General features: G+C 70.9%; 22 protein-coding genes. 2 read left to right on the top strand and 20 right to left on the bottom strand.

From position 1 onward, the window contains the following. Positions 1-78: 78 nt before the first annotated feature. The 3 genes from ABFX46_RS40260 to ABFX46_RS40270 all read right to left on the bottom strand — a co-directional run bounded on the left by ABFX46_RS40260 (position 79) and on the right by ABFX46_RS40270 (position 3,760). Positions 79-843 carry an MFS transporter gene (locus ABFX46_RS40260; RefSeq protein WP_346049373.1) on the bottom strand — a complete coding sequence of 255 codons (765 nt, stop codon included), beginning with the start codon at positions 841-843 and terminating at the stop codon, positions 79-81. A 74-nt stretch (positions 844-917) separates the two neighbouring features. Next, positions 918-2,726 carry a prolyl oligopeptidase family serine peptidase gene (locus ABFX46_RS40265; RefSeq protein ID WP_346049375.1) on the bottom strand — a complete coding sequence of 603 codons (1,809 nt, stop codon included), beginning with the start codon at positions 2,724-2,726 and terminating at the stop codon, positions 918-920. A 32-nt stretch (positions 2,727-2,758) separates the two neighbouring features. Further along, the gene (locus tag ABFX46_RS40270) at positions 2,759-3,760 is read right to left on the bottom strand and encodes a helix-turn-helix transcriptional regulator (protein ID WP_346049377.1); all 1,002 of its coding nucleotides are present in this window, start codon (positions 3,758-3,760) and stop codon (positions 2,759-2,761) included. A 277-nt stretch (positions 3,761-4,037) separates the two neighbouring features. Between ABFX46_RS40270 and ABFX46_RS40275 the strand changes: the two genes are divergently transcribed. Both ABFX46_RS40275 and ABFX46_RS40280 read left to right on the top strand, forming a co-directional pair. After that, complete coding sequence (locus tag ABFX46_RS40275; RefSeq protein WP_346049379.1) at positions 4,038-4,799, top strand: hypothetical protein; 762 nt, start codon at positions 4,038-4,040, stop codon at positions 4,797-4,799. A 296-nt stretch (positions 4,800-5,095) separates the two neighbouring features. After that, positions 5,096-5,224 (top strand): hypothetical protein, encoded by a 129-nt coding sequence (locus tag ABFX46_RS40280; protein WP_346049381.1) that lies wholly within the window; start codon positions 5,096-5,098, stop codon positions 5,222-5,224. Positions 5,225-5,410: 186 nt separating this feature from the next. Here the strand turns inward: ABFX46_RS40280 and ABFX46_RS40285 are convergent, their stop codons facing one another. The 17 genes from ABFX46_RS40285 to ABFX46_RS40365 all read right to left on the bottom strand — a co-directional run bounded on the left by ABFX46_RS40285 (position 5,411) and on the right by ABFX46_RS40365 (position 24,574). Further along, positions 5,411-6,487, bottom strand: a complete 1,077-nt coding sequence (locus tag ABFX46_RS40285) for an IS630 family transposase (RefSeq protein WP_346049383.1) — start codon at positions 6,485-6,487, stop codon at positions 5,411-5,413. Between the two features lie 118 nt (positions 6,488-6,605). After that, a complete protein-coding gene (locus ABFX46_RS40290) occupies positions 6,606-7,385 on the bottom strand; it encodes an enoyl-CoA hydratase/isomerase family protein (RefSeq protein ID WP_346049385.1) in 780 nt (259 codons plus the stop codon). Positions 7,386-7,397: 12 nt separating this feature from the next. Next, positions 7,398-8,420, bottom strand: a complete 1,023-nt coding sequence (locus ABFX46_RS40295) for an acyl-CoA dehydrogenase family protein (protein ID WP_346049387.1) — start codon at positions 8,418-8,420, stop codon at positions 7,398-7,400. Further along, complete coding sequence (locus tag ABFX46_RS40300; RefSeq protein WP_346049389.1) at positions 8,417-9,592, bottom strand: acyl-CoA dehydrogenase family protein; 1,176 nt, start codon at positions 9,590-9,592, stop codon at positions 8,417-8,419. Before ABFX46_RS40300 ends, ABFX46_RS40295 begins: the two co-directional genes overlap by 4 nt. Next, positions 9,589-10,737, bottom strand: coding sequence for a thiolase C-terminal domain-containing protein (locus ABFX46_RS40305; RefSeq protein ID WP_346049391.1), 1,149 nt, complete (start codon positions 10,735-10,737; stop codon positions 9,589-9,591). Before ABFX46_RS40305 ends, ABFX46_RS40300 begins: the two co-directional genes overlap by 4 nt. Then, positions 10,734-11,156, bottom strand: coding sequence for a Zn-ribbon domain-containing OB-fold protein (locus ABFX46_RS40310; protein ID WP_346049393.1), 423 nt, complete (start codon positions 11,154-11,156; stop codon positions 10,734-10,736). The genes ABFX46_RS40305 and ABFX46_RS40310 overlap by 4 nt, the downstream gene beginning before the upstream one ends. Before the next feature lie 3 nt (positions 11,157-11,159). Beyond that, positions 11,160-12,071 (bottom strand): SDR family oxidoreductase, encoded by a 912-nt coding sequence (locus ABFX46_RS40315; RefSeq protein ID WP_346049395.1) that lies wholly within the window; start codon positions 12,069-12,071, stop codon positions 11,160-11,162. Continuing rightward, positions 12,068-13,279 carry a CaiB/BaiF CoA transferase family protein gene (locus ABFX46_RS40320; protein ID WP_346049397.1) on the bottom strand — a complete coding sequence of 404 codons (1,212 nt, stop codon included), beginning with the start codon at positions 13,277-13,279 and terminating at the stop codon, positions 12,068-12,070. The genes ABFX46_RS40315 and ABFX46_RS40320 overlap by 4 nt, the downstream gene beginning before the upstream one ends. 2 nt (positions 13,280-13,281) lie before the next feature. Then, complete coding sequence (locus tag ABFX46_RS40325; RefSeq protein WP_346049399.1) at positions 13,282-14,289, bottom strand: acyl-CoA dehydrogenase family protein; 1,008 nt, start codon at positions 14,287-14,289, stop codon at positions 13,282-13,284. Beyond that, entirely contained in the window at positions 14,289-15,419 is a 1,131-nt protein-coding gene (locus ABFX46_RS40330) for an acyl-CoA dehydrogenase family protein (RefSeq protein ID WP_346049401.1), read from the bottom strand. The genes ABFX46_RS40325 and ABFX46_RS40330 overlap by 1 nt, the downstream gene beginning before the upstream one ends. Beyond that, positions 15,416-16,903: a class I adenylate-forming enzyme family protein gene (locus tag ABFX46_RS40335; RefSeq protein WP_346049403.1), complete on the bottom strand. Its 1,488-nt coding sequence runs from the start codon at positions 16,901-16,903 to the stop codon at positions 15,416-15,418. The genes ABFX46_RS40330 and ABFX46_RS40335 overlap by 4 nt, the downstream gene beginning before the upstream one ends. 14 nt (positions 16,904-16,917) lie before the next feature. Continuing rightward, positions 16,918-17,718: an SDR family NAD(P)-dependent oxidoreductase gene (locus tag ABFX46_RS40340; RefSeq protein ID WP_346049405.1), complete on the bottom strand. Its 801-nt coding sequence runs from the start codon at positions 17,716-17,718 to the stop codon at positions 16,918-16,920. 25 nt (positions 17,719-17,743) lie between these two features. Beyond that, positions 17,744-19,177, bottom strand: a complete 1,434-nt coding sequence (locus tag ABFX46_RS40345; protein ID WP_346049407.1) for an amidase — start codon at positions 19,175-19,177, stop codon at positions 17,744-17,746. Positions 19,178-19,271: 94 nt separating this feature from the next. Then, on the bottom strand, positions 19,272-20,606 hold the full coding sequence (locus tag ABFX46_RS40350) for a flavin monoamine oxidase family protein (RefSeq protein WP_346049409.1): 1,335 nt from the start codon (positions 20,604-20,606) through the stop codon (positions 19,272-19,274). Continuing rightward, positions 20,590-22,881: a N,N-dimethylformamidase beta subunit family domain-containing protein gene (locus ABFX46_RS40355; RefSeq protein WP_346049411.1), complete on the bottom strand. Its 2,292-nt coding sequence runs from the start codon at positions 22,879-22,881 to the stop codon at positions 20,590-20,592. The genes ABFX46_RS40350 and ABFX46_RS40355 overlap by 17 nt, the downstream gene beginning before the upstream one ends. A gap of 14 nt (positions 22,882-22,895) precedes the next feature. Beyond that, positions 22,896-23,735 (bottom strand): carbohydrate ABC transporter permease, encoded by an 840-nt coding sequence (locus ABFX46_RS40360; protein ID WP_346049413.1) that lies wholly within the window; start codon positions 23,733-23,735, stop codon positions 22,896-22,898. Beyond that, positions 23,735-24,574, bottom strand: coding sequence for a carbohydrate ABC transporter permease (locus ABFX46_RS40365; protein WP_346049415.1), 840 nt, complete (start codon positions 24,572-24,574; stop codon positions 23,735-23,737). Before ABFX46_RS40365 ends, ABFX46_RS40360 begins: the two co-directional genes overlap by 1 nt. Positions 24,575-24,618 lie beyond the last annotated feature (44 nt).

Below are 24,618 nucleotides of genomic sequence, written 5' to 3' on the forward strand. Positions count from 1 at the left end.
AAGAACCGCGACCTGGGCCGCGTCCCCGCGGCCAACACCACCAACGACGAGCAGTAACGACCGACAACATCAAGGGGGTCAACTTTCAGACGTCGCCAGGGGGTCAGAATTCGGCCGTCGTTGACAGGTGTAGCAGACCATGGCGACGATCACGGCGGTGTACTGCAGCGTCATGATCCAGACCCAGCGGATCGACGCGAACTCGCGCCAGCCTGCGCGAAGCTCGCGCATGAAACTGGGGTTGTCGGCACGCCAGCTGGGAGTCCGCAGGCGGCACAGGACGAGCGCGCCGACTGCGCACAGGACGCCGCGGATGGAGGCGGCCCAGCCGGGGCCGACCGTGCTGACGACCATTCCTGATGCCGACAAGCCGATCAGCAGACCGACCGAATCGGTTTGTTTGACGAGGGCGTTGCCTGCGAGCCGACCTTTTCCCGAGAGGAGGTCTGCGATGATGCCGCGGATCGTCGGCAAGAACATCGCGGTGGCGATCCCTGACAGGGTTGCGAGAGCGCAGAGTAGCGGAAACGGGGCCCGCTTCGTCCAGAAACACACGGCGAATGCCAACCAGGCGGCACTGGTGATGATCTCGGCCGCTATCAGCACATGATGGCGTCGGAAGCGGTCCCCGGCCACACCGCACAGGACGATAAGCAGGGCGGGGACCGAGTTACAGGCAAGTACGATCGACAGTCCGCCCGGCCCGTATCCGAGATCCATGACACCCCAGGCCAAAGCGAGCTGCCCGAACCCGGCACCCGCACTGGAGACCAACCGCGCAATGAACAACGGCGCGGCTTCGCGGTTCTTGAAGAGGCTCAGGGGCGAAAGGGTTCTAAGCACCGTCGCACCCTAGAGTCCGATGCGCTGAGAGTTGCGCGCCTTTCTCTTTCCTTGCCGAGGATCGGGTGATGCTCTTACCTTGCATGCCTCTGGGCGAGCAGGTGTCCGCGCAAGAATTGAGCGATCTCTTCGTAAGCGCGGAGCTCGTTCTTGCGGCTGGTGAAGCCGTGGCCTTCGTCGGGGAAGACCTCGTAGCGGACGTCCACGCCTCGGTCGCGTAGACGGGCGACGAGCTGGTCGGACTCCGCGCGGGGTACACGCGGGTCACGGGCACCTTGCAGGACGAACAGCGGGGCTGTGATGGCGTCGGCGTAAGTGATCGGGGAGCGTTGGGTGAGGTAGTCGGCATCGGTGTCGGGGTCGCCGAGGACGGCTGAGACGAAGTGTTTCCAGGTCGGCGGGCACGCGCGCGCCAGTGTGACCAGGTTCGTGGGGCCGCATAGGGAGACACCGGCAGCCCAGCGGTACGGCAGGCGCGCCAGACAGGACAGTGCGGCGAAGCCGCCGTAGGAGCCGCCCATGACGGCAATGCGGTCGCCATCGATACCGGGCGCAGAGCACAGGTAGCGGGCGGCGTGGTCGAGGTCGTCCAGGTCGCATCCGCCCCAGTTGCGGTAGATGAGCTTCTGGTGGGTGGCGCCGTAGCCGGTGGAGCCGGCGATGTTGGGGGCGAAGACCGCGATGCCCTGGTCGAGCAGGTGCTGGTAGAGGCCGGAGCGCAGGTAGGCGGGGCGCTCCTGGGCCTCGGGACCGCCGTGGATCGACAGCAGCACCGGGTGTGGGCCCGGCGTGTGCGGCCGGTAGAGCAGGGCGTGGATGCCGCGTCCGCCCGAGGCCGGATAGATGACCGATTCGGGCTCGACCGGCTCGATCACGCGCAATGCGGGCGGGCGAGCGTCGGTGAGGTAGCGGAACCCGTCCGCCTCGTCCAAGACGGCGATCTCACTGGGACGAGTGGCGGTGTCCAGCAGCAGGACTACCGGATCGGCGCCGGGCGCAAGGTCGAGCGCGTTGACCACACCGGTGGGAATATCCGGAAGGGCTCGGCTGACACCATCCTGGACGGCATGGAGGGTAGAGCGCCCGTCCACATTGACCGACCACAGCAGCGTGTCACCCGCGGCCTCGATGCCCTCGACATCCCACTCATCATGCGAGATCGGTTCGAGGCTTCCGTCGTCCAAGCGGTAGCGGGCGGCGGCGATGTACTCGCCCCAGAGGTTGGTGCGCAGGTAGAACCCGGAGGAATCGGCCATCCACGGGCCGGGCTCAAAAAGGCCGTCACCATGCGCTGCGGTGACGCACATCGGCTCGGCATCGACGTCCCGTAGATCGATCAGGTAGGCGGCGACCTGGATGTTGGACTGGAATCCAGCGGTCAGCAGCCAGTGTCCGTCCGGGGAAATGCCCGTCGGTTCGAACACCACGCCGGGAGGTGGTTTGATCCGCCGTTCGGAGTCGTCGGCCAGGTTGCGGACGAGAACGTCCTGAACGGTCGCGTCTCGGTCGTTGGCGGCGTAGGCCAGGTACCGTCCATCGGCATCGAAGGGCGAGGTCGCCAATATCCGCTGGCAGTCGGGTCCAGAGCTGATCTCGGTGGGGTTATCGTCCTCCAGCCCGATCCGGTACAGCCGGTACTGCTCGTCGCCTTCGCGGTCGGCGGTGAACACCAGGCTCTTGCCGTCCGGCGCCCACGCGATCTGCCGGACGGCCTGATCAGCGAGATCGGTGACCCGGCGAGGATCACCGCCCGCCACGGAGGTGATCCACAGGTCGAACCGCCCGCCGGCATTGCTGGAAAACGCCACCGTGCCGGCGTCCGGGGACAGGGCGAGGGTGGGCTGGAAACCTTGCCGGGGAACAAAGTCTCGGTAGTCAGGCATGCATCGCCTCTCTGATGAGGTCGAGGGGATGGTCAGGGGATCCAGCCGCGCCGCACGGCAGCGGCTCCGGCAGCGAAGTGCTGATGATCGAAGCCGAGCTTCTCCCGGATGGTGGCCGCGTCCCGACGCACCGTGGAGACGCTCACGCCGGCTCGCTTGGCGATGCTCGCCTCAGTGAGCCCTTCTGCGAGCATGCCCAAGATCTGTTGCTCCCGCGGCTTCAGCGGGCTCTCGGGGCTGGCGGCGCCGAAGGGAGTCGCACGCTCCCACAGCAGCTCGAAATACTCACGCAGCGCCGCGACGATGACCGACGAGCGGATCAACAACGCGCCCGACATCCCGGTCGGCGTCAGCGGAAGCATGGCGATCGCCTCGTCCGCCAGCTTCATCTTCATGCCGATCCTCGGCAGCAACCGGGCCTCTTCACCGGCCTCAACGGCGATCTCGATCGTCCGGACGCCGACGGGATGCTCGGCACAACTCGTCTCGTACAAGGCCCGGCACCGGACGTGCCCTTCGAAGGACCGTGGAGGCGGAACGGCAGTCAACTCGTCCATCGGCCGCTCGACGGACTGGTTGTCCATCGTCATCCAGTCGTGCCGCGCGGCCGTGATCAACGAACGCGACACACTCCCGATCTCCTCGCGATCGGTGATGATCCGCACCAGGCGGTCATTCGACTCGTCCACCATCGAGCTCGCCCACGGATGCGTCTCCGCCATCCGCCGCTGCCCCGCCAGAAGACGTTCCTGATCCGCCACCAACCTGCGCGTCAGATCGGCGAGGGTGCCCTGCAAGGCCAAGTCCGGCGGGACGGGCGCCAGGCGCGGCGGCAACGCCGGCCCCGACGACTGGACGTGCGCCATCCCCGCACCGATCAAGGCCTCAACCTGCTCGGCACCACCCAGCAGATGCGGCCCATCGCCCTCCGAGCAACCACCCTGGGCCAGCAGCCGGGTGTACGCCACGAGCAGCTCGTCCGGAACGAGGTCCTTCAGCAGCCGTACGGCCACCTCCTTGGCCTCAACGACCATCCCACCACCTCCGGACACAGAGAGTAGCGACGAGAGGCAGCAGAGTTACATGACCGGCCGGTGAGTGTTTCGCGTCAATGAGCAGATGTGATCACCACCCTGCGGCCCGCTCCGAAACCCGCTACGCCACCGAACCAACATCCGCCAAGACGCCCCACCAGCCACTTCCCAGCGTTGATCACTTCTGCCCAGCGCGGGTTTCATTCACCCTCACCGTGCGCTACCACCCGGTTCCATCGACCTCACCAGCACGAACCGAACCGACACAGGAGCCACGATGACGAGCATCTCCGTCCCAACCTGCAAGGGCTGCGCCCGGCTGACCACCCGCAACACCCCGCAGCCCCGCCGCCCGCGAATCTTCACCGCGGCGAGCAACAACGGCCACCACACCATCCGGCCCGCACTACGGACGATCGCGGCCAAACTCCGCGCCATCTTCGGTACCCGCACCAAGAACACCCAGCCCAGCCGACAGGCGTTCCCTCAGGACAACACCAGCGACGAGACGGGCCTTCTGGCCCGAACCTTCGGGCATCCCGACGGAGTCGGCCTCATCGGCCCAGGCGCCGACGCTCTCCTGCGCGGCATCTTCACCGATGCGCTCGCCAGCAAGGCCGACGTCGAGCAGATCATCACGACGCGCACCGACCTCAACCGCCTCTTCGGAGACGCCTTCGACGAGGGCTTGGCCAGTGCCCATGCCCCTCGCCTGAGCATCGTGGAGAGCCTGGAGGACGCCATCGAGCACCTCGAACTTCAAACCGAGATGACCAAAATGATCAGCACGACCAGCGCCTCGCCCATGGACGCCCCCGCGATCGTCTGGCTCGCGACCCCAGGTCCGGACGCCGACGTCGTCCACGAAACCCTCCGCCACCGGCCCGACGAGAACCTCCTGGCGCTCCTGTCCGGCCCGTGGCCCTATGGCCCAACCCACCTGATCGAGGAAACCGGCCCCCGCCCCCTGCCCAACAGCCCGCTCCTCCTGCCGTCACCACAGGAAGCGATCAAACGACTCTCCACCGGGCACCCATAACCGCCAACATCCGGACACGCCGACTACCGGGCGATGTGCTCGACGCCGTGGAGGGCGCGAGTGTGACGAGTTGCGTGGACCGGGTCGAAGGAGAATCGGGACGGTAAGTAGCGACTTCCGCGAGGGCCGATCGTCGGGCCCCAGGCGAACGCGCCGAGGACACCCTGCGTTCGGCGCGGGCCTCCGAGTTCACCGACAGCGGCACGGTCGAACGGTGCCGACGGCGTTCACTCGCACCGGCCTTCTGGTCTGGGGGCGCGGCTCGGTCCCGCTAGGAGAGCGACGAGGAACGCGCCGTGCTGCAGCAAGCGGTCCAGATCGCTCGTGCGACCGTCCGGCAACAGCGGATCACCGTCCGCACCGCCGATGGCGTCTTGTACGCGCTCTGGAGCGAGCCGACGCCGCTGGAAGGCAAGTTGCGCTAGCACCAGATGGTCGAGCGCTCAACGCCGTCCAGCCCAAGAACTGGGAGCAGCGCCTCGCCCGCCGCCAGGCCGGGCAACGTCAATCCTGGCGGCGCCGGGCCGGCGGCAAGGGCGACCCGCCGCCTCAGCAGTAGCCGGCCGGTGCGGGGTGATCCTTCGTCGCCCTGCCCCCCTCTAAAGTCGACACTAGTGTCGCGTGAATGAAGTCTTTGGACGGTGCTGGGTGGCGTGTTCGAGGATTTCGTCGGCGGTCTTTGTCCAGCTGAAGGGCCGGCAGCGCTGGTTGTAGGCGTCGATGTAGTGGCTGATGGCGTCGATCAGGTCGGGTACCGAGGTGAAGGTGCCGCGGCGGATGGCCTGGCGAGTGATGATGCCGAAGAAGATCTCGACCAGGTTCAGCCAGGAGCAGCCGGTCGGGGTGAAATGCAGGGTGATCCGCGGGTTGCGGGCCAGCCACGCCTTTACCCGCGGGTGCTTGTGGGTGGCGTAGTTGTCGACCACCACGTGCAACTTCACCCGGGGGTGGGCTTTGGCGACGGTCTTGAGGAAGCGCAGGAACTCATCGCTGCGGTGCCGGTCGTAGCAGGCGTCGGCGGTGATGCGTCCGGTGGCGACCTCCAGCGCGGAGAACAGCGTGGTGGTGCCGTGGCGGACGTAGTCGTGGGTGCGGCGCTCGGCCAGGCCCGGCCGTACCGGCAGCATCGGCGCGGTCCGGTCCAGCGCCTGGATCTGCGACTTCTCGTCCACGCAGACCACCACCGCCTTGTTCGGCGGCGCCAGATACGGCCCGACCACGTCCCGGACCTTGGCCTCCAGTTCCGGATCGGTGGAGAACTTGAACGTCTCGGCCCGCCACGGCCGGATCTTCCACTTGCGCCACACCTTGGCCACCGCGCCGTTGGAGATGCCCAGTTCACCGGCCAGCAGCCGCGACGACCAGTGCGTCACGCCCAGCGTCTCGGGCGGGCCCTGAAGCGTGCGGACCACCACCTGCGCCTCGTCCACCATCGGCGGCCGGCCCGAACGCCGCTGGTCCTCCAACCCGCCCAGGCCGCCGCTGCGATACCGGCCCCGCCAGGTCACCACAGTCTGCCGGGACACCTCCAGGCGCCGCGCGATCTCGGCGTTGGGTTCTCCCTCGGCCGCCAGCAGCACGATCCGGGCCCGCCTCACCAGACCCGACGGCATCGACGGCGAACGCACCCAGGACCGCAGAACCTCACGGTCGGCGTCCGGCACGGCAAGCGGCGCAGCAACAGGCATAGGCCGTTCAACCGCACCCCACCAACACCGTCCAAGAACCTCATTCACACGACACTAGGCTGTATATGAGACCTATCTTGAGGATGTCCGAAAACACCGATCCCCTCATGAGGCCTGCCTATTCGGGGATGGTGCCGGTGAAGTTCGGTGGGCGGCGTTGGAATGAGGCGGCGACTCCTTCGGCGAAGTCGCCGGTCGCTCGCAGGCGGGCCTGTTCGCGGTACTCACGGTCCATGCCGACGGCGATTCGATCGATCAACTCCTTTCGCATGGATCGTTTGATGCTTACCACCGCGAGGGGGGCAGCAGACGCTATCCGTTCGGCCAGGCGAATCGCCGTTGCGCGCACCTCATCTTCGTCGGCCAGTTCGTCAAGAAGCCCGGTGTGGTGAGCTTCCTCGCCTTTGAACCGACGTCCGGTCAGGAGGTAGTCGAGCGCTTTTTGCTGTCCGACGACGGCCGGGAGGGTCACTGAGATGCCGAACCCCGGATGGAAGCCCAGGCGGCTGAAGTTGGCGGCGAATCGTGAGCCCATGGCGCCGACTCGGAAATCGGCGGACAGGGCCAGACCGAGCCCCCCGCCGATCGCCGCACCCTGCACCGCGGCCACGACCGGGGTCTGGCAGCGAAACAGGCGGAGGGCCTGGGAGTAGAGTTCGGATGAGTCGTCCAAGAGGGTCTTGCGGTGGTTCGGCCGGCGGAAGTCGGCACCGGCACAGAAGTGCTTTCCCTCTGAGCAGAGGACGATCGCGCGGCAGGAGGAATCCTGATCCAGGGCTTCGTAGGTGTCGGCAAGGTCGGTGATCAGATCCGTGTCGAAGAAGTTCTCCGGCGGGCGCCGGAATTCGACCACGGCGATGTGGCCGGCCATGTCGACGCGGACATCTTCGGTCATCATTTCTCCTGGAAATCAGAGCTGAAACAACCTGTCGAGATGGGTGGCGGGGTCGCCCAGTAGGTACTGGGCCGCCTTGGCGCGCCGGTAGTAGAGATGAAGCTCGTGTTCCCAGGTGAATCCCATGCCGCCATGAAAATGTATGGCTTGGTCGGCGGCGTGGAAAGCGGTCATCGAGGCCAGGGCCAGGGCTGCGGCGTCGGCCAGTTCGGCGGGCTCGACGTCGGCCGCCCAGGCCGCGTGACGGACCGCGGACTCGGCCAGTTCGCAGTCGACGTAGAGGTCGGCCAGCGCGTGCTTGACCGCCTGGAACGAGCCGATGGGCCGGCCGAACTGCACGCGGGTCCGCGCGTACTGCACGGTCATCTCCAGGCACCTGCGGGCCACCCCGAGTTGTTCGGCGGCGAGTCCGACGGCCGTCAGATTCCAGGCGGTCTCGAGCGCCCGTACCGGGGCGGCGCAGGACAGCGGGCGGCCGACGGCACCGGCTAGCTCGATTCGGGCGGCGCCTCGAGTGAGATCGAGAGTGGTCAGAGGTCGCCGGACCAGGTCGGCGACGTCCACCGCGAAGATTTCGTGGTGGTCGGTGACGACCAGGAGGACGTCGGCCAGATGTCCATCGACCACGCACGGGAAGCACCCTTGCAAGCGGTTGCCCGCATCGGCGGTGATGGGTCCCGCCGCGGAGCCCCACCATGGGGCTGCGGCGACGATCGTGTCCCCGGAGGCGATGCCGGTCAGCAGGTCGGCGGTTCCGTCCAATTGGAGAAGGAGTGTGGCGGCGAGCACCGAGGAGGACAGGAACGGGGCGGGGAGCAGCGCGGCTCCCATCTCCTCCAGGACGACTGCCAGTTCGGCGGCTCCCGCCCCTGCCCCACCGTGCCGTTCCGGCACGATGAGGCCGGTCACGCCCAGTTCTGTGGCCAGACGGCGCCATGTCTCCCGATCGGGACCGTCGGCGGGTGGCGGGGCCGCGGCCAGGAACCGGCGCACGGCATCGCGGAGATGCTCCTGCTCTTCGGTCGGCACCAGGTTCATGCGGATCCTTTCGCACGCAGGTCAGAGAAGGGGATGTCACGGTCGGCGGCGGGCTCGCGGGGCAGACCGAGCACCCGATCGCCGATGATCTGCCGTTGGATCTCGTCGGTGCCTCCCGCGATGCGGGTGGACGGGGCGTCGAGGAGAGCGGCGGCCAGGCGGGCAGCCGAGTCGTCGCCCGGCTCCCACGCCAGCGCGGTGTGGCCGGCGATGTCGGCGATGGCGTCGGCGGAAAGCCGGGCGAGCCGTCCGGCGGCCAGTTTGCCGGCCGAGCCGCGCGGGCCGATCGGGCGGCCCGCCCGTGCTTCCGCCGAGTGCCTGGCGGCCAGCAGTTCCGCGAGCCGCTCCGCCTGGTAGACCTCGGCCAGGCGGCGGCGGACGTGCCCGTCACCGGCGACGCCGCGGGCACGGGCCAGTGCGGCGAGCGCGGCGTGGGAGGCCGGATGGCCGCGGGGTACCCGCAGATCGGAGATGGTGATCCGCTCATGGCCGAGCATCCGCACCGCCGCGTCCCAGCCTTCGCCGACCGCACCGACCACGGCGCCGGCTGGCAGCCGGACGCCGTCGAAGAACACCTCGTTGAATCGGACGGCGCCGGTCATGTCGCGCAGTGGCCTGACCTGCACGCCAGGGGAGGCCATGTCCACGACGAACATGGTGATCCCGCGGTGCTTGGGCACGTCGGGGTCGGTACGAGCCAGCAGCGCGCCCCACTCGGCGTACTCGGCCCGGGACGTCCACACCTTCTGACCGTCCAGGATCCAGCCGTCGCCGTCACGGCGCGCCCGCGTGGTCAGCCCGGCGACGTCCGAGCCCGCGCCGGGTTCGGAGAAGAGCTGGCACCAGATCTCCTCGCCGCGCATCATCGGTCGCAGGAAGCGCCGCTTCTGCTCGGAGGTGCCGAGGTCCAGCAGTGTGGGGCCGACCATGCCGAGTCCGATGAGGAAGGGTCTGGTGGGCAGCGGGTAGTCCTGGGCGAGCTCGTCGAACGCGCGTTGTTCGACTCGGGTGAGGCCCTGACCGCCGTAGTCGGCGGGCCAGGTGATGCCGGCGAATCCGGCGTCGTGCAGTTTCCCCTGGAAGAGCCGCGCCTCCGCCACATCGGTGATGGGCTGACGGGGGGCGTGCTCGGCCAGCCAGGTGCCGGCCCGAGCGGAGAAGCCTTCGGTCATGCGTCCTCCTTGGAGTGGTTGGCCAGGACGAGCGTCGCGGCGGAGGTGAAGATGCCGCCCACTCCTTGCACGACGCTGAGTTCTACGCCGTCCACCTGCCGGTACGCCTCTCCGCGCAGTTGCCGGACGGACTCCTGGATCGCGAACATGCCGTACATGCCGGTGTGCGTGTAGCAGAGGCCGCCCCCGTTGGTGTTCATCGGCAGGGGACCGCCGGGGGCCGTGTTGCCGTCCGCTACGAAGGCACCGGCCTCGCCGCGGCCGACGAATCCGAGGTCCTCCAGCCCGAACAGCGGCACGTGCGCGAACGGGTCGTAGATCATCAGATGGTCGACGTCGGCGACGGTGATGCCGGCCTGGACGAAGGCCCGGCGGCTCGACTCGCGGAAGGCTCTGGAGGAGGTGAGGTCCTCCATGTGGGCGACCAGCGGGCTCTCTCCCGCCTCGCCCGCACCCAGCAGGTGGACGGGCGGGCGCGGCAGGTCGGCGGCGCGTTCCGCGGAGGTCACCACCAGGGCTGCCCCGCCGTCGGTCACGGGGCAGCATTCCAGCTTGTGGAACGGCCAGGCGACGACCCTGGAGGCCAGTACATCCTCGACGGTGACCTCCTTGGCCCGCCACGCCCTCGGATTGCCGTCCGCCCAGCGGCTCTGCACGGCGGGTACAGCGGCCATCTGCTCGCGCGTGGTTCCGGTCTCGTGCAGGAAGCGCAGGGCGGGCAGGGTGAACGCGGTGACCGCGCCGCGCACCCCGTACGGTGCCTCGAACTGGCGCGGCATGGATTCGGGCGGTGTGCGGCGGGACGGCCGCCCGATTCGCGACCGCCCGGATTCGCCGTGCAGCACCAGCACGGTGGAGCACAGCCCCGCGTCGATGGCGGCCACCGCGTGGGCAACGTGCACGAGGAATGAGCAGCCGCCCACACTGGTGCCGTCATGCCAGGACGCTTTGACGCCGATGTGGTGCGCGATGTCGATCGGCGAATGCCAGGCGGTGGCGATGCCGTCCACATCGGCCACGGTCAAGCCGGCGTCGGCCAACGCCAGGGCGGCCGCGCGGGCATGCAGATCCGGCTCGGACAGATCGGGCAGGACGCCGATGTCGGTCTCCGCGGCGCCGACGATCGCGACCCCTCGCCGCCTCATCGGCGTTCCTCCGGCACCGGCTGGAACAAGGGCAGCGCCTGGTCACCGCGCGGCTCGAAGACGATCTCCAGCGGCATGTCCAGAGGAAGGGCCCGCGGATCGGGTGGCACGTTGACGAGGTTGGTGATCATGCGCGGGCCCTCGTCCAGTTCCACGATCGCGATGACGTAGGGAACGTCGTCCGCGAATCCGGGGACGGGGACGTGGTTGATGACGTACGAGCTGAGCCGGGCGTGTCCGCTCACGGTGGTCCATTCCAGACGCGGCGAGCCGCAGAAGGGGCAGCCGATGCGCGGGTAGAACACGTGCTCGGCACAGTCCTCGCAGTGCTGGAGGCGCAGCTCACCGGCTTTGGTGCCGTCCCAGAAAGGCTGCGTGACCGGGGTGGGGACGGGCACCGGACGGGTGTCGGCGGCCATCGGTCAGCCCGCCGGGACCGAGTCGAGGGCGGGCGCAGCGTTCGGCCTGGCCTGTTCGAGCAGTGCCGGGAGCACATCGCCGAGTTCGCTCGGGTCCCAGCGTTCAGGGCGGTCGATCGACGGGCCCGGCCGCCAGCCCTCGGCGACGGTGATGGCGTTGCCTCGGACGCCGAACATGCGGCCCGTGACACCTCGGGATTGCGGGCTCGCCAGCCACACCACCAGGGGGGCGATCAGGGCCGGGTCCCGCAGCGGGTCGGCTTCCCGGCCCGCGTAGGTGGTGAGACCGGCGGTCAGGCGGGACGCCGCGGCCGGGTACACGCAGTTGACGGTGACGCCGTAGCGTTCCAGTTCGAGCGCGGCGGTGACGGTGAACCCGGCGATCCCCGCCTTCGCGGCGGCGTAGTTGCACTGGCCGGGGTTGCCGAACAGGCCACTGGACGAACTGGTGTTGATGAGCCGCGCGTCCACCGGTCCGTCCGCCTTGGCACGGGACCGCCAGTGGGCCGCGGCGTGCTGTGAGACGGCGAAGGTGCCGCGCAGGTGCACGCGGATGACGTCGTCCCAGTCGGCTTCCGTCATGTTCACCAGCATCCGGTCGCGGAGGATGCCGGCGTTGTTGACGACGACATCGAGGCGGCCGAACTCGCGCACAGCGGTCCCCACCAGGCGTCCGGCCGCCTCGTGGTCGGCGATGTCGTCGGTGTTCGCGACCGCGCGCCCCCCGGTGGCCCGGATCTCCTCGGCGACGAGGGCGGCGGGGCCGGGGTCGGCGCCGGAACCGTCCCGGGCGCCTCCGAGATCGTTGACGACGACGGCCGCTCCCTGGCGTGCCAGCTCAAGGGCGTACTCGCGGCCGATCCCCCGGCCGGCGCCGGTGACGATGGCCACGCGCCCCTGGCAAAGGTCGGTCATGACGATGTTGTTCCTTCCTGCGGGTCTGTTCGCTGGTAAGCCGCCCCGTCGCGCAGCAGCTCGGCGGTCTGCGCGGCGCTGTAGCCCAGGTCGGCGAGCACGTCCGCGGTGTCGGCTCCCCTGAGTCCGGGAGGGGTGTGCGCCCGGCCCGGTGTGCGCGACAGCGCGATGGGGACGCCGAGTTCCCGGCGGCGGCCGGTGCCGATGACGAGGCCGCGGTGGTGTACCTGGGCTTCGGCCAGGGCCTCGGGGAGGGTGTTGACGGGAGCGGCCGGCACGCCCGCCCGGATCAGGTCGTCCGCCAGGCTCGCGCGGTCGGCGTCCGCGACCAGCCCGGCGAGGATCTCGGCCAGTTGGGTCCGGTGGGCGACCCGTTCGCCGTTGGACGCGAAGCGCGGGTCCTCGGCCAGGTCGGGACGGCCGAGACGGGACACGAGCGCGGCGAACTGGCGATTGTTGTTGGCCGCCAGAAGCACGGGCCCGGTTCTGGTCTGGAACGTCTGGTACGGCGCCGCCTGGGCGTGCGCGTCGCCGAGCCGTTTCGGCGCGGTCCCGTGGGCCAGCCAGTTCTGCGCGTGCGGGTGCAGGAGGCTGAGGGCCGCGTCGAGCAGGGTCATGTCCACCATCTGCCCGCGTCCGGAGAGCGTGCGTTCGTGGAGGGCCAGCAGGATGCCGGAGAAGGCCAGCATCCCGGCGGTGAGGTCCACGACGGGCACACCGATCCGGACGGGCGGTTCGTCCGGGCCTCCCGACAGCGTCATCAGTCCCGAGAACGCCTGGAGGAGCGCGTCGTAGCCGGGCGCTCCGCCGAGGGGCCCGTCGGTTCCGAATCCGGTGATCCGGCAGTAGACCAGGCCGGGGTGATCATGGACGAGTGACCGCTCGTAGCCGAGCCCCCAGCGGTCCATCGTCCCGGCCTTGAAGTTCTCCACCACCACGTCCGCGTCGGCGAGCAGCCGCCGCAGCACTGCACGCCCCGCCGAGCGGGACAGGTCCAGGCAGATGTGGCGCTTGCCGCGGTTGATGCCGTCGAAGTAGCCGCTGGTGTCCTCGCCGAAGGGCGGCCCGTAGGTGCGAAGCTCGTCGCCCGCCGGCGGTTCCACCTTGATGACGGTGGCGCCATGGTCGGCGAGCATCCGGGTGCACAGCGGTCCGGCGACGACCCGGGACAGGTCGATCACCCGCAGTCCGTTGAGAGCTCCGGTCATGGTCATGCCTCCCCGCAGACCACGGGCCAGGGGCCGCCGCCGCCCGCCGCGGCGGCGACGCGGTCCTGCCAGTGGGCCTCCGAGCCGTACTCGTCGCGCCACGACCACAACCGCAGGGTGAGGCGCTGCAGGACGTGCTCGTGGGTCACCCCGATGGCGCCGTGAATCTGGTGGGCCGCCGCCGCCACCGCGCCCGCCGCGCGGCCCGCGTCGGCCTTGGCGCAGGCCACGGCCGTCTCGGCCGCCGGACCGCCGGTGCTGAACGCCGCCGTGGCCGACTCGGAGGCGGTCTCCAGCAGCATCACCTCGCCGGCGAGCTCGGCCAGGAGCTGCTGAACGGCCTGGAACCGCGCGATGGGCCGGCCGAACTGCTCACGGTCGGCGGCGTGGCGCAGGGAGAGGTCCAGGACCCGCCGCGCCGCCCCGGCCATGGTGATGGTCCTCACCAGAGCACCGTGCAGCATCAGGCCGGACGGAGTGAACGCGGACGGGACGGCGTCGACGGCGACTCCGTCCAGCGTGATGTCGTCACGCGGCTCTCCCGCGAGGTTGCGGCCCGGTTCGACGGACAGTGCGGAGCGCTCGACCAGCGCGGCCAAGGGTCCCTCCGGGCTCTGGACCGCCAGCGCGATGCGGTCGGCGTGCGCGGCCCAGGGGACGCGGCGCAGCCGGCCGCTCAGGCTCCAGCCGGCGCCGTCCCTTTCGGCCCGGACCTCGCCCGGGTGCGGCCCGCCGCATACCGCCCCGGCGGCGGTGAGCGGGCCCGGCGGGACGGGCAGCCCGGCAGCGCTGAGCAGGCGTCCGGCCAGCCAGGTCTCGGCCAGCGGAACGGCCGCCGCGTGATGCCCGACCGCACGGAGGACGACGGCCGCGTCGGCGAGGCCTCCGCCGGTGCCGCCGAAGCGCTCGGATATGCCGAGTGCCGTGAGGCCGGCCTCGTGCAGAGCGGGCCAGGCGTCGCCGGCCCGCTCGAGGAGGATCTGGTTCACGGTGTCGTCGAGCAGCGTCATCAGCGGACCCCCAGCTCGCGGGCGACGATGCCGCGCAAGATCTCCGTGGTGCCGCCGCGGAGGGTGAAGCCGGGGGCCTGCACGACGGCCTCGGCAAGGGCGCGCGCCAGCGGGACGGACGAGTCCGGGTCGGGCTCGACCGGGAAGTGGGCGCGCACGACGTCGATAACCTCTCGTTCGAAGCGAGTGCCGAGATCCTTGAGCAGCGCGGCCTGCGCGCCGGCGTCGCCGCGTTCGAGCGCGGCGGCGACCGCCATGGATGCCCGCCGCAGCGTCCACAGCCGGGCGAGCAGCCCGCCCAGGGCGCGGCGCGCGGCCTCATCGCCGGTGGACGCGGCCGCCGCCCGGATCAGCGGGAACGTGCTGAGCATCCGCTCCGGGCCGCCGCGCTCGTGCGCCAGTTCCGCGGTGACCTGCCGCCAGCCCGCGCCGGGTTCGCCGAGGAGCATGCCGTCGGGCACGAACGCCTCGTCGAAGGTCACCTCGTTGAAGTGGTGCTCCCCCGCGAGCCCGGGGATCGGCCGGACCGTCACCGCCGTGTCGGGCAGCGTCACCAGGAACTGGCTCAGTCCCGCGCGGCGGTCGGGACCCGGGGGCGCGGTGCGGGCGAGGACGAGGACGACGTGGGCGCGATGGGCTCCGCTGCTCCACACCTTGGTGCCGGTCAGCGACCATCCATCGCGGACGCGGCGGGCCCGGGTGCGCACCGATGCCAGGTCGGAGCCGCTGTCGGGCTCGCTCATCCCGATGGCGAAGAAGCACTCGCCGCGGATGATCGCGGGCAGGAACCGCCGCCGCTGCTCGGCCGAGCCGTGCGCGACGAGCGCCGGCGCCATCTGCCGGTCGGCGACCCAGTGGGCGGCGACCGGGGCGCCCGCCGCCAGCAGTTCCTCGATCACCGCGAAACGCTCCAGCTGGCCGCGGCCATGCCCGCCGAACCGACGGGGCACGGTCATGCCGAGCCAGCCTCGCCCGCCGAGACTCCGGCTGAAGGCGGGGTCGAAGCCGGTGAGCCAGCTATCGCAGCGCGGGGTGAACTCCGCACTCGCCATGAAGGCCCGCACCTCCCGGCGCAGGTTCTCCGCATCGCGCGGATCGACGGCTCGGGCGGCCCGCGGAGACAGCCTCATGATGCGGCGCTCCGGGCCGTGAGCGCGGCGACCAGCGCGTTGCGGTCCAGCTTGCCGACGGGCGTGAGCGGGAGCCGCTCCGTGATCACGACTTCGTCGGGGCGCTTCGGGCCGGCCACCCTGTCCCGGCAGTGACGGTGGACGTCCTCGGCCGTGCAGGTGCCGACCACAGCCGCCACGACCCGCTCGCCGCGGGTCCGGTCGGGCAGGCCGGCGACGCCGACGTCGGTGACCCCCGGACAGGTCCGGATGGCGTTCTCGAGGTCGGCGGGATGAATGTTGAAGCCGCCCCGGATGATCAGCTCCTTGCGGCGCCCGGCGATGCGCAGGTGGCCGTCGTCGTCGAGGCTGCCCAGGTCACCGGTGTGCAGCCAGCCGCCGCGGATCGCCTCGGCGGTGGCGGCCTCGTCCCTCCAGTAGCCCGCCATCACGGCGGGGCCGCGCACGATGATCTCTCCGATCCGGCCGGGCGGCGCGTCTCGTCCGTCCGGTTCGACGATGCGGACCTCGACTCCCTCGAAGGGAATGCCGACGCTGCCCCGGCGGTGCGGGCGGGACGGCGAGTCGCCCGCGATCAGCGTGCCCGACTCGGTCAGCCCGTACCCCTCGATCACGCGGACCGGCAGTGCGTCCTCGACGGTCTCGATGAGATCGGGCGGGCAGGGCGCACCGCCGACGTAGAGGGTGCGCAGCGAACGCAGTGCGCCCGAATGGACGTGCCCCCGGTCGAGCAGACCCTGGAGCATGGCCGGGACGACGTCGGCGGCCGTCACCTCCTCCGCCTGCACGGTGGCGGCGAAGTCGTCCGGCGCGAAGCGCCGCCGGACCAGCAGGCGCAGCGGACGCAGGTAGGTGACCAGGAAGGCGATCAGGCCGAACCCGTGCGACAGGGGAAGGGTGACCAGGCTGACGTCCTCGGGGCGGGCGTCGTCGGCGGTGGCGGCCATCGCCGCGGCGGCGGTCAGGTTGCGATGGGTGAGCATGACGCCCTTGGACCGGCCGGTGGTGCCGCCCGTGAACAGCACCGCCGCCAGATCCTCTTCGCCGTGTCCGACCGGTACGGGCTCCGCTTCCACCTCCTTCCACGCGATGTCGCCGCCGTCGCCGACCAGCAGGAAGGTCCCGCCCGCGGTGCTGCGGGCCGCCCGCACGGTCTCCGCGGTGTCCGCGGAGACCAGGACGGCGGCGGGTTCGGCGCTGCCCAGGATGTGCGCGACCTCGTCCGGTACCAGGGCCGGCATCAGCGGAGTGATCGCGGCACCGGCCCGCCAGATCGCCTCGTAGGCCACGAGGATGTCGACGCCGTTGGCCATCATGACCCCGACACGGTCGCCTCGCCGCACGCCCCGCGCCTGGAGGCCGCCGGCGAGCCGGCGGGCCCGCTCACCGAGCCGGTGGCCGGTCCAGCTCCCGGTGTGGTCGGTCGCCCGGACCCGGTCGCCGTGCCCGGCGAGGTAGGTGTCGATCAGCTCGACGATGTGCACGTGCGTGACTCCGTTCAGAGCATGGGAATGTTGAGGCCGCCGTCGACGACCAGTTCGGCACCGGTCACGTAGGACGCCTCGTCGGAGAGGAGGAAGGCCACGCAGCGGGCCACCTCCCATGGGCTGCCGACCCTGCCCAGCGGGATCCGGCCGGCGAGGTCGGGAACATGCTCGGCGGGGATTCCCGACAGTGCCTTGCGCAGCATCGTCGAGTCGATGACGCCCGGGAGGACGGTGTTGACCCGGACGTTCATCGGCGCCGCGGTGGCGGCGGCGTGCCGGGACAGGCCGAGCAGCGCCGCCTTGCTGGTGTCGTAGGAGATCCCGGCGCCGCCGGTGCGGTAGGCGTTCAGCGACGACATGTTCACCACGGCGCCGCCGCCCGCCCCGGCCATCACGGGCAGTGCGTGCTGGATGGTGAGCAGGTGGCCGCGCACGTTGACCCGCATGATCTGGTCGAAGGTGTCCGCGGCGGTGTCGGCGACGCTGCCCGCGTCGGCGATGCCCACGTTGTTGACCAGCAGGTTCAGGCCGCCGAACGCCTTGACCGCCGCCGCGACCGCCGCCGCGCACTGGTCCGGGTCGGCCACGTCGCAGGCGACGGCCTCGGCTCTGCCGCCGGCGCTGCGGATCTCCTCGGCCGTCGCCTCGGCGGCCTCGGCGCGCAGGTCGGCGACCATGACGGCGGCGCCGTCCCCTGCGCAGGCCAGCGCGGCGGCCCGGCCGTTGCCGATCGGCAGCGGCTCGCCGTCGCGCGGCGGCCCGTCCGAGCCGCCGCCGATCACCAGCAGCGCCTTGTCGTCGAGTCGTCCCATGGTCCGGTCCTTTCGCTTGGGAGGGTCAGGCGTGCACGGGCGGGATGCGGCCGGTCCACGGCATCGCGGCCTCCAGCTGGGACGCGACGCGGATCAGCACGTCCTCGCGGCCGTGCGCGGCGCCGAGCTGCACGCCGATGGGCATCCCGTCGGCGGCCCAGTGCAGCGGCAGCGAGATCGCGGGCTGCCCCGTGACGTTGAACGGGACGGTGAAGGCGCTCGCCTCCATGCCGAGGCTGGAGAACGGGTCCTCCTTCGTGGGCTTGAACAGGCCGAGCGGCGGGGTCCGGCCGGTGAGCGTCGGGGTGAGCAGCAGGTCCCAGCCGTCGTCGGCCCACCACCGCTCGATCTCGCGGCCCCGTTCGCGGAGCGCGTCGACTCCGGCGGCGTACTGGACGCCGGTGACGGTGCGGCCGACCTCGGTGTAGGCCCAGGTCTGCGGTTCCATGTCGTCCTCGGTGAGCGGGCGGCCGATCAGGCGGCCGAAGCGCTCGATCTCGCGCAGCACCACCACGCCGACGCAGGGCATGAACTCCATCGGCCAGCTGCCCTGGCGGAGCACCTCGGGGAACCCGTCCCGCACATCGTGGCCGAGACCGGCGAGGACGTCGGCGACGGCGCGGGCCGCGGCCGCGCATTCGGGATCGACCGCGGTCTGCCCGGTCGGGTCCTCGGTGAGCACGCCGATGCGGAGCCGCCCGGGGTCGGCACCGACCTCCGCGGCGAACGGGCCGGGCGGTGACCACGCGCCGAAGGCGTCGCCCGGTCGGTGGCCGCCGGTGACGTCCAGCAGCGCGGCGCAGTCCCGGACGCTGCGGGTCATCCAGCCCTCGTGCGCCATGCCGGACACGTTGTCGGAGTCGATCACCTGGGGGCCCTGCGAGACCCGGCCCCGAGTGGGCTTGAGCCCGACGACGCCGCACTTGGCCGCCGGTTCACGGACGGACCCGCCGCCGTCGCTGCCGTGGGCGACCGGGACCAGGCCCGCCGCGACCGCCGCCGCGGCGCCGCCGCTGGATCCGCCGGTGGAGCGGGAGGTGTCCCAGGGGTTGCGGCAGACGCCCCAGCCGGCGGACTCGGTCGTGGCGACCAGGGCCATCTCGGAGGTGTTGGAGCGCCCGGCCAGGACGAACCCGGCCGCGCGCATCGCCTCGACGAAGTAGGTGTCGTGGTCGGCGCGCAGTCCCGCCGCGATGACGCCCTTGATGCCGGCGGCGTAGATGTCGCCCTTGGACGGCATGACCTCCTTGAGGAGGTACGGGACGCCGCGGAAGGGTCCGTCGGGGGCGTCTTCGGCCTCCGCGCGCGCCTTGTCGGCGAGCGTGACGACGACCGAGTTGAGCTGCGGATCGATCTTGCCGATGCGAGCGAGGGTCTCCTCGACCAGTTCACCCGGGGTGATCTCGTTCCGGCGAACGAGTTCCGCTTGGCCGGTTGCGTCGATGAATGCGTCAGGCATGGGGCCCTCCCGTGACCGATCTGAATGTTCCGAAGGATGTTCAAGTGACCTGGTCATCTGTACAAATTCAGCATCGGGTGCCGCCCCCCGGCTGTCAAGGGGTACCGAGGGCGGCGATGACCTCGGCTGCGGCCCGCTCCCCGGACCGCACCGCGCCCTCCATGTAGTTCATCCACACCGCGGACGTCTCGGCCCCCGCCCAGTGGACGCGGTCGAACGGCTCGCGCAGGAGCGGGCCGTAGCGCGTCCACCCGCTCGGCCCGAAGTTGCCGCCGAAGCAGCCCCGCGTCCATGGTTCGCCCGTCCAGTCGGTCTCCAGGTACCCCGACGGCCGCGCCGCGCGTTCCCCGAAGTACCGGCCGAGCACCTCCAGCACGGCCGCGCGGCGCGCCCCGGCGGGCAGCCGGGCCAGCGCCCTCGCGTCATCGCCCTGCGAGAAGGCCACGAGCACGCCGTGGGCATCGTCGGGCGGCGAGTTGTCGAAAGTGACCGTGACGGGGCCGCGGTCGCGCATCAGGCCGCCACTCAGTCCCTCGTCGCGCCAGAACGGGGCGCCATAGAGACAGTTGATCTTGATGGTCGATCCCGGCGTCATCCGCCGGTGGAGGTCGGCGCGCCCGGCCGGCGGCGGCGGGTCGTACTCGATCCGGCCGCCGAGCACGGGCGGGACGGCCACGATCGCGCGCCGGGCGCGCACCGTGAGGTCCTCGGCGGACACCTCCACGCCGTCCGGCGTCTGCCGGACACCGCGGACGGGAGCGCCCAGGCGCAGATCGCCGGGGCCGAGTGCCGCGGCCAGCCGTACCGAGAGTTCTTGAGCGCCGCCCACGAACCTGCGTTCCTGCGCGCCGCCGGCCACCTCCGTCAGCAGGTCCACCGAACCGGCCGACCGGATGTAGGCCAGCACGTGCAGCAGTGACAGTTCCGCCGGCTCGGCGGCGAAGACCGCCGCGGTCACCATGCGCATGACGCCGAACGTGTCCGGTTCTCCGCTGCTGCGGAGCCAGTCGTCGAAGGGCCGCGCGTCCCATTCGACGGCATGCGCCGCCGCCCAGGGCGCCTCCGGCGGCAACTCCAACGCCATGCGCTCCAGGTCGGTGAGAAGCCGCTTGGCGCGCTTGTATGCCAGTCGCCCTCCCGCCAGGTCGATCCGCGTCCTGCCCGCGTGGTAGGTGGCGAACGTGGCGACGCCGAGGTCTCCGGCCAGGGCGGCCAGGCGGTCCTGCGTCGGCCCGATGAACTGCCCGCCCGCTTCCACGGCGCCGCCCGGGGCGGGACGGGTCCAGGTCCGGCCGCCGACCCGGTCGCGCGCCTCGATCACCAGGGGGCGCAGTCCCGCGCGTCGCAGGTCGCGGGCCGCCACCAGCCCGGCCAGGCCCGCCCCGACCACGGCCACGTCGGCCGTCTCGTCCCTACTCAGGTCGTCCACCTCCGTGGATGGTGTTGTGATCGGGCCCGCGCAGCGGCTCGCCGGAAACGAAGGCCCTGAGAACGTTGTCGGTGATACGGGAGATGTCGTTGTCGTAGCCGTTGTGGGCGAGCGCGCCGCACCATGCGATGGAGCCGGTCGAGAAGACGGCGCCTCCGTTCGGATAGGGCACCAGCACCAGATCCGCCTTGACCGGCCAGTCCGCGGCCCCGATCGGAATGTCGGCGGGATCCGGCTCATAGGACGAGGAGTGGTCCGAGGGCGACGACGAGGCCAGCACGACCGCACCTTCGGGAGTGCCCAGTGCGGTGTCGGCCCGGTCGACCTCGTATCCGGCGGCACCGTGCTGCTGGACCAGGGAGGGATGGTCCCCCAGGAGATCGGAATCGTCCGCGATCCCCTCGAAGACGAACGCCACATCGGGTTCGCGGCTGCGGGCGTTCCGCCGGTAGGGCGCCGCGCGGTCGTAGCCGGCTGCTGTGAACCCCACTCCCACGAGTCCCTGCGGCGGTCGCCCGCGGTGCCGCCAGATCCCGCCCGGCTCACCTGTCGTACTGTGGTGTCCCTCGCCGGGGCCGGCCGCCCACGCACGGGCTCCCGCGGTGCGGCGGACCTCGATGACGTGGGGCTCTTCAGGCGAGTACGACGTCACCCAGTAGAACCCGTTGCCACCGAGGTACATCACCCGCCCGCCGGCGCGCAGATACGCCTGCACGGCGTCGAGCATCCGTTCCGACCAGTACTCGGCATGCGTGCCGATGATGACGACCTTGTAGGGCGACAGGAGTTTCGCACCCTCGCGGTGAAGGATCTCGTCGGTGAGGACGTCGGCCTCGTGCCCCTTGTGGCCGAGCCAGTGCGTCAGGTGCAGGTCGGCCGGGAGCAGGTGCGGATAGCTGGGAACGTCCTCCCACCTCCCCGGGACGTCGGGGAACTTGAGCCGCACCTTCGGCCGCATCGTCAGGTTCGGCCGCAGCCGCGACGAATAGCACGTCCCGCTGCCGTCGTCGTGGACGTCGTACAGGCTGAGCAGCCTCATCTCCAGTTCGCCGGGCCGCAGCGGCTCACCCTGGTGCTCCCAGAACTGAGTGGCCGCGAGGTTGGCGTAGGCGAGATAGGTCGTGGTGGGGACGAGGTAGGCGATATCGGAACCCGCCGTGCCCGGCCTCGGGCGGACGAAGAACGGAACGTGATCCTCGGCGGTGGACGTCCGCAGCCGCGCCGCGTAGATGCCGCTCGGCAGGTCCGGCGGCAGCACGAGTTCGACATCGGTCTCCCACTCCGCGTCGGTGAGGTCGTCGTCGTGGAAGTGGATCGCGCCGTACTCCCCGGGGGCGCTGTGGAAGACCGTCTCCCTGCCCGTCCAGTTCCATCCGGTCATCGCCCGGGCGGGCGTGTTCACCGTCCGGCCGTGGAACTGGTTCGGGGACAGGTCGATCACGTCCCGCGTGCCGGGCCGCAGCGAGAAGTCCCATGCCGCGACCAGGCCGTCCGCACGTGCTCCGGCGGCGCCGGCGCGAGCGGACGCCTCGATCGCCTCGGCGCCGAGTGGGACGCCGTAGAGGCGAGGTGCGTCGATCTTGCCGTTGAAGGCCGCCGCGACCCGGTGCCCGGCATCGTGGCCCGCGATGATCAGGCGCGCCTCGTTCGGCGCCGGCCCGGCGATCGGAGCCTCGACCGCGGCCGTCGAACCGTCGCCCGGCCACGGCACCAGCGCGCTCTGGCTCACCCGGACCCTTCCGGTCCCAGAGTCGTAGGACGCCGAGACCAGGTACCACTGGCCGGCGCGGAGCGGACGCCCGGTGCCGACCCGCTCGACCGTCTCACCGTCACCGGCCCAGAACTGCGCATCGCCGTCCGCGCCGATGAACAGCCCGTACCCTCGGGCCCCGTCCCATTTGGTCAGGAGGCCCTGGACGCCCTTGGCGGGTTGCGTCGGCAGCACCCAGGCATGGAGGGTGATCGCGCCGACCAGCCGCAGCAGCGGATCGTCGGCGACCTCGACGCAGGACCCGAAGTTCAGCGGCTGTTCCCGGCCGGGGTACTCGCCGGCGGCCGGGCACTCCAGTTCAGTCTCCAGGAAACCGGGGCCGGCGGGGTTCTCGTCGCCGTGCAGCAGCCGGACCAGGTCGAAACGGAACCGGGGGGCAGTGCAACTGACCTTGAACTCGACGGTCTCGCCCGGGGCGGCCGTCATCGGGTCGCTGTAGCCGACGATCTCGGTGGCGCGCAGTTCACCGTCGAAGGTGATGCGGTCCCGCACCTCTTCGGACATGTCCGTATCCCTCCTCACCCGCGCAGGGTGCTGACGTAGCCCTTCATGGCCGTGCGCTGCATGAACGCGTAGCCGGCCAGCACCGGGGCGAGTGCGATCAGCGTGCTGGCGAAGATCAGCGGCCAGTCGGCGGAGAACCTGCCGACCAGTGAGTAGACGGCCACGGGCAGGGTCACCCGGTCGGTACCGCCCACGACCACCAGCGCGACGAAGAAGTCGTTCCAGACGAAGAGGCCGGTCAGCGCCGCCACCACCCCGGTGGCCGGACGGACCAGGGGGAAGACGATCCGCGCCAGGATCGTCAGGGACGAGGCACCGTCCACCCGGGCGGCCTCCTCGTAGGCCGTCGGCAGCCCCCGGATGAACCCCGCGTACAGGAAGACGGCCAGCGGTGTCTGCAGCCCCAGGTAGACCAGGATCAGCCCGGCGCGCGTCCCGGCCAGCCCCATGTCCACGAGGAACACGTACAGCGGGATGACGCCGAGCTGGATCGGCATGATCATCGCGAGCATGAACAGGCCGGACAGCAGCCCCGACAGCCGGGACGTCCGGCGGGCCAGCACGTAGCCGGCGGGGGCGGCGGTGAGCACGAGTAGCAGTACCACCGCCGCCGTCGTCAGGACGCTGTTGAACAGGGCCTGGCCGAACGAGACCGTGCCTCCGCCCGCCTGCTCCCAGGCCTGGGCCACGTTCGCGGTCGTCGGGCTCGACGGCGGCGCGAACGAAGAGCCCGCCGCCTCGCCCGGCGCCTTGAACGCCGTCGTCACGACGAAGTAGATCGGCATCAGCACCGGGATCGCCGCGACCCACAGGCCGGCCTCCCGGAACGCCGTCCAGCGCGAATACCCGTGCATTACCGGCTCCTTGAGCGCAGCAGGCGCACCTGCACGAAGCAGACGGCGAACACCAGGACGACCAGCAGCAGGGCGACCGCCGCGCTGTAGCCGTACCGGCCGGTGACGAACGCCTGCTTGTAGACGTAGGTTCCGAGCGTCTCGCTGGCTCCGGACGGCCCGCCACCGGTGAGCGCCATCACCTGGTCGAACGCCATGAACGCGAGGATCGTCGACAGGACCGTGCCCACCATCACCGAGGGGAGCAGCAGCGGCAGCGTGACATGGCGGAAGGACCGCCAGGCCCCGGCGCCGTCCACCGCCGCCGCCTCCAGCACCTCGGTCTGGACACCCTGGAGGCCGGCCATGTAGATCAGCATGTGCAGGCCGGAGAACTGCCACACCATCACCACGACGACCATCAGCAGAGCGGTCGCCGGGCTGCCCAGCCACGGGTGCGCGGCGGCGCCCAGGCCGCCGGCCCGGAGCGCCTCGTTGAGCGGGCCGCCGGCGTCCAGGATGTACTTCCACACGTAGGCGACCACGAGCGGGCTCACGACCGCCGGAAGGAAGAACACGGTCCGCAGCACGTTGCGCGTCTTAAGCGAGCGGGCAAGCCCGAGCGCCAGGCCCAGCCCGACGGCGTTCACCCCGACCACGTAGAGGACGGTCAGCACCATGGTGTGGAGCAGGACGCCCCGGCCCTCCGGCTCGGTCAGGAACTCGCGGAAGTTCCCGAGCCCGATCCAGCCGGGTGACGTCAGGCCGTCCCAGTCCGTGAACGCGTAGCCCGCGCCGAGCAGCGACGGTCCGAGCAGCAGCCCGAAGCAGAGCAGGGTGGACGGCACGAGGAACGACATGGGCACCCGGTGGACGGCGCGCTGCCGGCGCCCACCGGCAGTGC

This window comes from Actinomadura chokoriensis (assembly GCF_039529475.1).
Lineage (GTDB): Bacteria > Actinomycetota > Actinomycetes > Streptosporangiales > Streptosporangiaceae > Spirillospora > Spirillospora bangladeshensis.